The 9,771-nt window shown below is 58.8% G+C and carries 9 protein-coding genes; 6 read left to right on the top strand and 3 right to left on the bottom strand.

All coding sequences use genetic code 11. From position 1 onward, the window contains the following. Positions 1 to 1,608: AAA family ATPase (locus ACSHXH_RS18770; protein WP_435673329.1), on the bottom strand; the 1,608-nt coding region annotated here is incomplete at its 3' end. A gap of 130 nt (positions 1,609 to 1,738) precedes the next feature. On the opposite strand from ACSHXH_RS18770, the gene ACSHXH_RS18765 reads away from it, so the two are divergent. The 3 genes from ACSHXH_RS18765 to ACSHXH_RS18755 all read left to right on the top strand — a co-directional run bounded on the left by ACSHXH_RS18765 (position 1,739) and on the right by ACSHXH_RS18755 (position 3,600). After that, complete coding sequence (locus ACSHXH_RS18765; protein WP_435673328.1) at positions 1,739 to 2,257, top strand: universal stress protein; 519 nt, start codon at positions 1,739 to 1,741, stop codon at positions 2,255 to 2,257. 26 nt (positions 2,258 to 2,283) lie between these two features. Next, complete coding sequence (locus tag ACSHXH_RS18760; protein ID WP_435673327.1) at positions 2,284 to 2,937, top strand: phosphoribosyltransferase; 654 nt, start codon at positions 2,284 to 2,286, stop codon at positions 2,935 to 2,937. 189 nt (positions 2,938 to 3,126) lie between these two features. After that, entirely contained in the window at positions 3,127 to 3,600 is a 474-nt protein-coding gene (locus ACSHXH_RS18755; protein ID WP_435673326.1) for a c-type cytochrome, read from the top strand. 171 nt (positions 3,601 to 3,771) lie between these two features. Here ACSHXH_RS18755 and ACSHXH_RS18750 read toward each other — a convergent pair whose 3' ends face one another. Then, entirely contained in the window at positions 3,772 to 5,289 is a 1,518-nt protein-coding gene (locus tag ACSHXH_RS18750) for a hypothetical protein (protein ID WP_435673325.1), read from the bottom strand. A gap of 123 nt (positions 5,290 to 5,412) precedes the next feature. Here ACSHXH_RS18750 and ACSHXH_RS18745 point away from each other — a divergent pair, with 123 nt between their 5' ends. Beyond that, positions 5,413 to 6,267 (top strand): class II glutamine amidotransferase, encoded by an 855-nt coding sequence (locus ACSHXH_RS18745; RefSeq protein WP_435673324.1) that lies wholly within the window; start codon positions 5,413 to 5,415, stop codon positions 6,265 to 6,267. Between the two features lie 177 nt (positions 6,268 to 6,444). Further along, complete coding sequence (locus ACSHXH_RS18740; RefSeq protein WP_435673330.1) at positions 6,445 to 7,719, top strand: class I SAM-dependent methyltransferase; 1,275 nt, start codon at positions 6,445 to 6,447, stop codon at positions 7,717 to 7,719. Positions 7,720 to 7,861: 142 nt separating this feature from the next. On the opposite strand, the gene ACSHXH_RS18735 is transcribed toward ACSHXH_RS18740, so the two are convergent. Next, positions 7,862 to 8,197 (bottom strand): hypothetical protein, encoded by a 336-nt coding sequence (locus tag ACSHXH_RS18735; RefSeq protein ID WP_435673323.1) that lies wholly within the window; start codon positions 8,195 to 8,197, stop codon positions 7,862 to 7,864. Between the two features lie 230 nt (positions 8,198 to 8,427). On the opposite strand from ACSHXH_RS18735, the gene ACSHXH_RS18730 reads away from it, so the two are divergent. Further along, on the top strand, positions 8,428 to 9,579 hold the full coding sequence (locus ACSHXH_RS18730; protein ID WP_435673322.1) for a polysaccharide deacetylase family protein: 1,152 nt from the start codon (positions 8,428 to 8,430) through the stop codon (positions 9,577 to 9,579). The last annotated feature ends 192 nt before the right edge of the window (positions 9,580 to 9,771 follow it).

Here is a 9,771-nt window from a genome sequence, read left to right as displayed (position 1 = left end):
GGAAAAGCCCCGTCGCCTTCGAGCGGAAAGTAGCTTAAACGAGCACTTGGGGCGGCACAGAAGCGTGACAGGTCCAACCCCAGAAGGATCGTGAGCCATATTCGCGACGAGAGTTGTCATCGCTTCCGCGAGGACGGATCGAGGATCACCGGATGCATCGATATGCAACCAGGTCATTTCGCCGCGCCAAGCGGTCAGTTGGCGCTTCAGGACGTCGATATCCGCGTCCGAGGGGTCACCCTGCCTTGATCGCAGACGCTCCTGAAGAACGTGCTCGGGAGCCTCAAGCCAGAGGCCGTGAAAAGGCACGTCCGCGCGTGCGGCCACCTCTTCGGCAGCGTCTCTCAGCCGCGGGTCCACGAACGTGGCGTCAAGAACAACCGAATGACCCGCGGCAAGCATCGTCGCCGCGCGCGCGAACAGATCACGATAGACGTCTTCGCGGCGCTCTGCGGCATAGGCCCCGGAATCAAGCCTCGTGCCGGCGGGCAATCCAGCCTTCCTTTCGAGGTCCGAACTCAGCAGGGCCGCCCCGGGCAATCCTCCCATTGTTGGTGCCAATGCGCGAGCCAGAACGCTCTTGCCACTTCCTGAAAACCCTCCGACGGCGATCAACCGTGGCGCTTCGGGCTGCAAGGCGGCGCAGGCAAGCTCCAGATAGGCTGCCACCTCCTCCTCCGATTTGCCCGATTGCCCGCGTGCCCGGTCCGTCTGCAGCAGCACCATGGCCCGGATTGCGGCCCGAACCGACAGGAATAACGGGAGTGCCGCCAGTCCGGAATCCTCATTTTTACGAGCTGCGCGCAGCCAGGCATCCAGCACCCTGCATCCCTGCCGACGAAGATCGCGGTGACACAAGTCCATGACGAGGAAGGCGATGTCATAAAATACGTCGCAGGTTCCGAGCGTTTCATCGAATTCCAGAGCGTCATACAGCACCGGCCGCTCGTCGATAACGACGAGGTTGCGCAGGTGGAGGTCCCCGTGGGCGCGGCGCACATGGCCATTCCGGGCGCGGCTGTCCAAGAGCGCGCCGTTGGTCGTGAGACGGGCCGCTGCTGCCTTTCCCCATTCCGCAACCCGGCTGGTCCCTGGTGCGCCGGGGAACTCTGCAAAGACACGGCCCAACTCGGCCAGGATATCCGCAATCAGATTGCGGCCCGGGCACTGCATCACCGGAGCCGCTGCGTGATAGTGCGCAATCGCTTCCCCGACTGCGGTGGCAAGGCGATCGTCGAGGGCGCCGCTTTCCGCTATGCTCTCCAGTTCGTTTTCCGCCGGGAAGCGCCACATCCGCAGAACCCAATCGACGACCGGACCGTCACCGTTCAGAGCAAGACCCGTTTCACTCTGCGTCACCGGCAACATGTCACGGTATATTTCGGGTGCCGCTAGTCGATTCAATTCCAGTTCGCGGGCAATCAGGCTCCGGCGGAGTTCGACCGTGCTCAGGTCCATGTAGTCGTATTTAACGGCACGTTTCAGCTTCAAGGCAGTGTCGCCGCAAAGAAACACGTAGGCACCATGCGTCTCGATGACCTCGACAGGAGCATCAGCGGCGAACGCGTGGCCGTTGGAGAGGAATTTGATCGTTTCGGCCTGTTCCATCGAAAACCCCCGTTGGCAACGCCAGTGTCTCCCATGGCCGATCTGTGCCGCATTGACGCCGCGCAATGTCATAAACTGCCCGACATGCGATGATTGAGAGAAATCTCGCGTCAATAAGGAGAAAAGAGCAATGGCAGACACAATTGTGGTAGCCACGGACGGCTCGGATACGGGACGCCGCGCGGTCGACTTCGCCGCGACAATGTCAAAAGAGTTTGGTCAACCACTGTGCATAGTGCATGTGCTGATGCTTGGGCGACCCACCGAGGAATTCGCGAAGATGGCAGAAGTCGAGGGCCTCGCCAAACCCGCCCTCAAAAGCGGTGGCACCGGCGGGATGGCCGCTTTGAGTGGTCTGTTCCCAAGCGCTGAAGACGAGATCGGGACCGCCCGAATGATCACGGCGCTTGGCGAACACGTTGCCGCATCCGCCAAAGAGCGGGCCGAGGAGGTCGGAGCGCGCAATGTCACGACGCGGATCTGCGCCGGCGACATCGCAGATGAAATCCTGGATATTGCCGAAGCCGAAAAGGCAGATGTCATCGTATTGGGCCGCCGGGGGCTGGGCCGTGTGCGGGAAGTACTGCTCGGCAGCGTATCGCAAAAGGTACTGCACCACGCCGACTGTAAGGTGGTCATCGTTCCCTGAAACACGCACCGGAGGTTTCAATTCGCATGTTCACGGACAGACGTGAGGCCGGTCAAAGACTGCTGAATCGACTTGGGCCGATTGATCCCGAAAACACAGTCATTCTGGCCCTGCCGTGCGGCGGGTTGCCCGTAGCCGATGTGATCGCAGAGGCGCTCGGCGTCCCGCTTGATATCGTGTTGGTCCGCAAGGTCGGCGTTCCTGGGCAGCCGGAACTCGCTGTTGCGGCGGTGACCGATGGCAAGACCCCGAAAATCACCGTCAACGAGGATGTGGCGCGGATGACCGGGCTAAACCATGCTGACATCGCCAGGCTTGCCGAGCGCGAATTGCCGGAAATACACCGGCGGCGCGAAATCTACCTGAATGGACGTCCGTCGGCGCCGCTTGCGGGAAAGGTCGTGGTGGTCGTCGATGATGGCATTGCCACTGGAGCAACACTGCGCGCGGCACTGCGGCTGGTCCGCGACGCCGATCCCGTGCGCGTCATCGCGGCCGTTCCGGTCGCGCCAGCGGCAACGATCGCGGCTCTTGAAAGTGAGTGCGACGAGGTAATCTGCCTCGAATGTCCGGCTGATTTCCGTGCGGTCGGGCTGCATTACCGCGATTTCGAGCAGGTTTCGGACGAAACTGTGTCCGAAATAATCGAACGTCATGCCCGCCGGCCATCTGACAGATAAAAGCGTCAGGGCGATGCGCGGGACACACGGCCCGATTCTGGGAGTTGCCGCCTCAGAATGGAGACGGGCGCAAGGATTTCCCGGCATCGACAAGCAGAGCCCCCGCAACCCGTTGACGAGCGTCAATGCCATCACAGGGCGCTTCAAACATACTTAACAGGGAACGCCGCTATTAAGGGAGATCGCAAAATGAAACGCAAAGTTACAATCCTGACCATCTTGTTCTTGGGAACCGGAATACCCGTGGTCGCCCAAGGACAGGGGCCAACGGGCCAACTTGAACCTTGGGGGCCTGTCATGATCGAACCATCAGAACGGGAATTCCGGAACTCTTGCGCATCTTGCCACGGCACGGACGGAATGGGCGCAGGCTTTCTGACACGCCTGTTCCGCGGTATCGATCCCGGTGACTTGACGCAGCTTTCGGCACGTAACGATGGCACTTTCCCGATGGAACGCGTCTTTTCGGTCATTGATGGCCGGGCCGAAGTGGCCGCGCATGGCGATCGCAAGATGCCGGTCTGGGGTGATCGTTACATGAACGCAGCCATGTCTGAACACGGACCGGATGAAATCAACGAAATCCGCGTTCGCAACCGCATCTATGAACTGGTCCACTACCTGCAATCAATACAGGCAGTCGGAGCAGACTCAGAGAACTGACACTGTCATAATGGCTGCACTGACCTGATCCTGCAAGGTGATGCCGGAGTGGCTGGACGTGGGTCAATTGTTTGTGGCCGCCTGTTGGCAATCGGTCTCAATGGCGACGTACCCTTCCGGCAGATAGAGTGATTGGGCAGATTGCTGTAGCTCCGAGCGGACAACCCGTCGTCAATCGGACGCCTGCAATCGTTGCAAGACGGCCTTGGCACTGGCGCTAGCGAGCTTCTGATCCCTCCCGAAAGCTACGAAGTGGGTGCCCAGACCCGCTTCAATCAAGTTCGGACTGAGGAACAGCACACCGGTTTGAATGTCCGGCGACAGAGCAAGATCCGAGAACTCCTGCAAGGCCTTTGAAAACGGTAATGGCGAGAACCCGCTGCTCTCGCTCTGCACGATAACGTAGTGAGGCATCCGACCTTTCAGTGTCAGCCGATTGACCAAAGTCATCGGCACCGAGACCCCACCCCAGCGTGCGTTGCATTCGATCCAGTGGACCGTGTCGGCGGTGCCGTGTTCACCTGTGACAACCGTGTCGAAACTGCATCTTCCAAAGTAGCCAAGTTTTTGAAACAGAGTGGCAAGCCGGAACGCATCTTGACAAAGGGCAGTCTCTACATGCTGAGGAAGATGGGCTGGGGCAGCGCCCGCAAACGCCGCCCGGTCCCCGCTCAGGGCTTGCTCGAAAATGCCCTCTATCACAGGAGGTTCCTCGGCGATGCGCGGAATCCACATCTGGACCGAAGGGCTTGCGACAACATTTGCGTCCCAAACCTCGACAAACATGGGGAACCGGCTTTCGCACCCCGCAAGCGACAGTCTCTTCAACAGCGAGTCCCTGAGCAACCGTGGTGTCAGCCCCCGAACATCCCGCGCATCCAGAATGAAATTCCCGGCTGATCCAGCGCTGTCGGGCAGTTTGACGACCAACCGGTCGCGTTTCCGCGCAAGATCGGCGACATGCCGCGTGAGGGCCGAAGCGGAATGTGCCGCATGCTTTTCGGGTGTGGCCCCGCTCCCCAAAAGCCTTTGGGCGACGTCCCCGAACCACAGCTTGTTGTTGGCCAGCCGGGACAGTGTCGGCGGCGGGCCTGCGACATGGATCTCGGCGCCTAGGTCCTGGCTCAGCCGCGACGCAAGCGCCCATGCCCGGCCCGTTGTCTGGTGAGCGTTAAGCGTAACACCACTGGCACCGTCGAGCGTGGCGACAAGCCTGCCATAGGCATCTGGATCGCGCAGGCAAATGGCCAATGTAGAGGTTCGGGGAGGTTTGCTTTGCGGATCGACGTTCAGATATGTGAGTCTGGGCGCCTGGAGCCACTCGCGCTGATAGGTCTCGAACGGTCCGCAATTCGGGCCACCAATCACGACGATGTCCCCGTCGGCGGCAAGCCATCCCAAGCGGTAATCGAATCTCTTGGCTGGATTGCGACCTTGCAGCGGTATCTCGGCGGTATCGCCGAACCAAAGAGCGGGTCCGTTTCCCCATCCCTTGACCACGTCCGGACCGAACGTCTGTACGTCATCGATCCAAGGATAGTGCGCTCTGATTTCTGATTCTAATGCATCGATCTTGCATATGTCTTGAGAAGAAATGGCAGGATGCGCGCGCGCCCGGATGTGCAAAGGGCACGAGTGTGAATTGTTCTTGGGCTTTGTGGCTTGGTCCATTTCGACCGGTCCAATCATGGAATGAGCATGTCGTTTACGGATTTATTCTGCCATTCTGGAAACGTCATCGCCTTGACGGTGCGCAATGTGCCCCACCGCCCCGACCAGCTAGGATGCACCAAAACTAAGGAGTGCTAGCGCATGTGTCGCCTCTACGCCATGAGCGCCAACGAACCGACACGCGTCGAATGCAGTCTGGTTCACGCGCAGAACGCCCTGATGCAACAAAGCAGGAAGGACCAGCAGGGTCTGCACAACGGCCATGGGTGGGGCGTGGCCGATTACCGCGACGGTATTCCGCTGATCGAAAAGCAGACCTGGGCGGCTTTTCATGGCGAACATTTCAGGAAAACTGCTGCGCGGGTCTATGCCCATACCGTCATCGCCCATGTCCGCAGGGCGACGGTCGGCGGCACGTCGATCGAGAATACCCATCCGTTCCATTACGGCAAATGGATCTTCGCACATAACGGAACCATTCCGCATTTCCTTAAGATCCGAGACCACATGATATCGGAGATTGATCCGCTCTTGCGCAACGATATCAAGGGGACGACCGATAGCGAGCATGTCTTCTATTTCCTGCTGTCGCTTCGGCTGCGATTTCCCGACCACAATCTGCGTGAGCTGGTAGCTATCGGACTGAATCGGCTGCGCCAGTTCTGCGAGCAGGTCGACCCTATGGCCCCGGTTGGGCTGAATATTGTGCTGACGAATGGCGATTGTCTCGTCGGATCGCGCCTAGGCCGCACGCTGTGGCAGCTGCGGCGCGAACGGGTTTACACCTGCGAGATTTGTGGCCGTTCGCATGTGCACCATGACGCGGGCACCGACTATCGCGCCGTCGAGATCGCCTCCGAGCCTATCTCGGAGGACAACTGGCAAGAGCTTCCGGATGGTGTCGTCTACTCAGTGGATGAAGATCACTATCTGCTGGTCGAGTCGCTGGCGAAATACGGCGCCAGCGTGCTCGACGACAGTGTCCTGCGCGGCTGAGGTCACCCTGCCCCCATGCCCACAGGCGTTGCGCGCAGATCCCACCAAGTATTCCACGGCGAAGATGGAAATCGTGTGCTGCTCGATGTATTGCCCGATTTCCGCAGAATAGCTAAATAAAACCTGCAGGTTAACCCTATTGTCCAATCGCATTGACCGCCGTCAATTGGAATTTTGATGATCCGGGTTAAGGAAGAGAACGTCTGCGAGGAGAAATTTATGCTTCAACGCTTGCTTGTCACAAACCTGAAGAGCCTTCTGCGCGAGGGAAACATCACCTTGCATCTGCCAGACCAAAGCACCGCTCGTCTTGGCGATGGCAAGGGCCAGCCTGTTACAGTCCGACTAGCGCACTCTGGCATAGTCCCGCGTCTTATCGTGAATCCCGAGCTTGCGCTGGGGGAAGGCTATATGAACGGCGAGATCACGATCGACGGCGATGATCTGCACGGTTTCCTCGGGATTGTCGTGCGCAATGTCAAAATCCAGACGCCCGTCTGGTGGATACGCGCGATCAGCACCTTGCGACTTTTTCGCCGGCGGTTTGATCAAAACAATTTTGTGTCTGCCGCCAAACGCAACGTCTCCCATCACTACGACCTGTCGGGCGCCCTCTATGATCTTTTTTTGGACCGCGATCGGCAATATTCCTGTGCGTACTTCACGCGTCCAACCGACACACTGGACCAGGCGCAGGCCAACAAGAAACAGCACATTGCTGCCAAGCTGTTGTTGGAACCTGGAATGCGGGTTCTGGATATGGGCTGTGGCTGGGGCGGTATGGCCCTCAGCCTCGCGCGAGATCACGGGGTGTATGTACTGGGTGTGACGCTGTCAGAGGAGCAATATCGCATCGCGACAGAGCGCGCTCACGCGGAAGGCCTGTCTGATCGCGTCACGTTTGAGCTCTGTGATTACCGTGATGTCAGCGGACCATTCGATCGAATCGTGTCGGTCGGCATGTTCGAACATGTCGGCATACCACATTACAACGCCTACTTTCAGAAGGTCCAATCCCTGCTGAAACCTGATGGCGTGGCGCTGGTTCACACCATCGGGCGCTGCGCACGGCCCGATGCAACCAATCCATGGATTTCAAAATACATATTTCCCGGCGGCTATGTTCCCGCCATGTCCGAAGTATTGCCCGCAATCGAGAACGCGAACCTGTGGCTAGATGATGTCGAATGCTGGCGCCTTCACTATGCCAAGACGCTCCGGCACTGGTTCGACAGATTTCAGAGTAACAGCGAAAAGGCGGCTCAGATTTACGATGATCGGTTTGTCCGGATGTGGCGGTTCTATCTTGTCGCGTCCGAGCAGACCTTTCGGTTTGGTCGTCAGGCGGTGTTCCAGTTTCAGATATCCCGCCGTCAGGATGCGGTCCCTCTGACCCGCGATTACCTGTATGAAAAGGCACCAGCGTCAAAACTCTCGCATGCTGCGGAGTAACTCAGCCAAACTCTGGGGGGTTGAGCGGCAGTATACTTTGATCAGGATCGCTCGTCAGAACTCCGAGCGGCAAGCTAAGACCGGTGACGCACAGCGCGCAGCCAGCAGCTTCTTTGCATCCGACCAAAGGGAGGAGAAGCGATTATGAAACTGTCCCACCAAAGAGCTTTGCCCGCGCCAGCTTTGCGAATTCGCGAAGGCTGCCAGCCCGGTCAGATCGCTTGCTGCCATCCGACAAGCGTTTGATCCTGCGCGGTGAGACTCCGAAGTATTGGGCGATCTCGACGTCGTTCAGTCCAAGGTCGCGAAAGATCTCCACCGTCTGTTCGGGATACGGGCCGAGCAGATCGTCAGCAGCGTTTCGCCAATCCTGACATTTGGCATGCCGCATTGGGTAAAGTTGCCAAGGTGTGCTCTCAGGCGCGAGGACCGGCTGCCCGTCCGCTTTGATTGCTGCGTCGTCATTAAATCTTGTCATTGCGTAGCCCCCTCCGAAAGCAGAAATCCGGTGAAGTATGGAGGTTCGCAGATTTGCGACATTGTCAGCCGTCAACCGGAATGGATTCCCATGCAGTTGGACCATGGTGCATTGGCCAAATTCCGCGCATCTGTGTTTCTACGATGGCCAGCCGATGATCTCCGTCAATGAAACCTCCCTGAAATGTTCACAGCCTCGGAAACGAACGTACCGCAAAACAAGGGGGTTGCATGAAACCGATAAGCCGGATTCTGGCATCAATGGCCGTCGGGAGTTGTCTGTCGGCCACCGGTTTGGCCGCAGATGAGAGCACACCGATCAACGGGTTGGTCTACTTGATCAACTCTCATGCCGATGAGCCCATCGATGGCTTGCTGCGCTGGGAACTGGAGCTTCGCGAGCGCGGGTTGACCGCGATGGTCAAGGCCTTGAACCCGGTGCTGGAAGCCTACCCAGAGGTCTTTCGCCGGCTGGCCGCCGCAGGGCACGAAATCATCGGTGGCTACCCCGGCATCTGCTGGGACAAGCCTTACGAGGAACAGCTTGCCGCCATGGCCGAGGTCAAGGCCTACATGGAGGACTTGACCGGCCAACCGATGCGTATCTTTGCCTGCTCCTATTCCTCGTATGATAAGAACACCCTACGCGCAGCCGAGGAACTGGGCGTTCCTTACGTTCTGGCGCGCGGCACTGAGGATGTGCGCGCCCTGATCTATCGGCCCGAGGAATACGATGTCGGCCTGATTGAGGTGTCGAACGTGGCGTTTGGGGAACTTGGCCGCGGATTGCTCTGCGACATCAGCCTGTTTGCGCGTGGCGCGACCGAGGATGATTTCACGCAGATTTTTGCCGAAAGTGTCGCCAAGCATCCCGACAGCATGATCCTGGTCTCGCACCCGCATATTGGCGGCACCAAGACCGGCTACTGGGAGGTGTACGAGTCAGCGCTCGCTGAACCCGCGCTTGCCTGGCGCCCCTTCGATGCTTGGCTGGATTCGGTGACCGTCATCGAACTGCCGCTTGCCCAAATTCCGGAAAATCGCGAACTTCAATACCTTGAGCCCCAGCCAGCAGTTCCGCTTGAGGATCTCGCGAGTATGCCCGAGGTAGGAGACAAGCTGGTGATGTTCCACAATGGCGAGGGCCCGATGTGCCGCGAGGCTGCTGCGTTCATCGCCGGTCTTGATTATCCAGTCGAGGAGCATCTGGTGGGCGAGCGCAACTTCCTGCCCCTGCTGGAGAGCTACCGGGCAAGATATTCGACAAGCGAAGGCGTCTCGAAGCGGTTCGAGCTTTTCCCGCTCATCTTTATCGAGGGCCGGGCATTTTCAGGATTTGACGGTGCCGTGCGTTCTGCCATCGAGGTGGAGGTGGCGGACTAGGAGACAGAACATACGACAGGTTAGGATGGTGCCACTCTGCCCAGTTTACGTCGCGCTTCCGTTGTCATCTTTCTTGCGCGGCAGCGGCGTGACCACGGATACGACCGGTTTCAGACATGGACCTGTCACGCTTCTGTGCCGCCCCAAGTGCTCGTTTAAGCTACTTTCCGCTCGAAGGCGACGGGGCTTTTC

Source organism: Marivita sp., assembly GCF_051251565.1.
Classification (GTDB): Bacteria; Pseudomonadota; Alphaproteobacteria; order Rhodobacterales; family Rhodobacteraceae; genus Marivita.
This window is presented reverse-complemented; position numbering and strand designations above follow the sequence as displayed.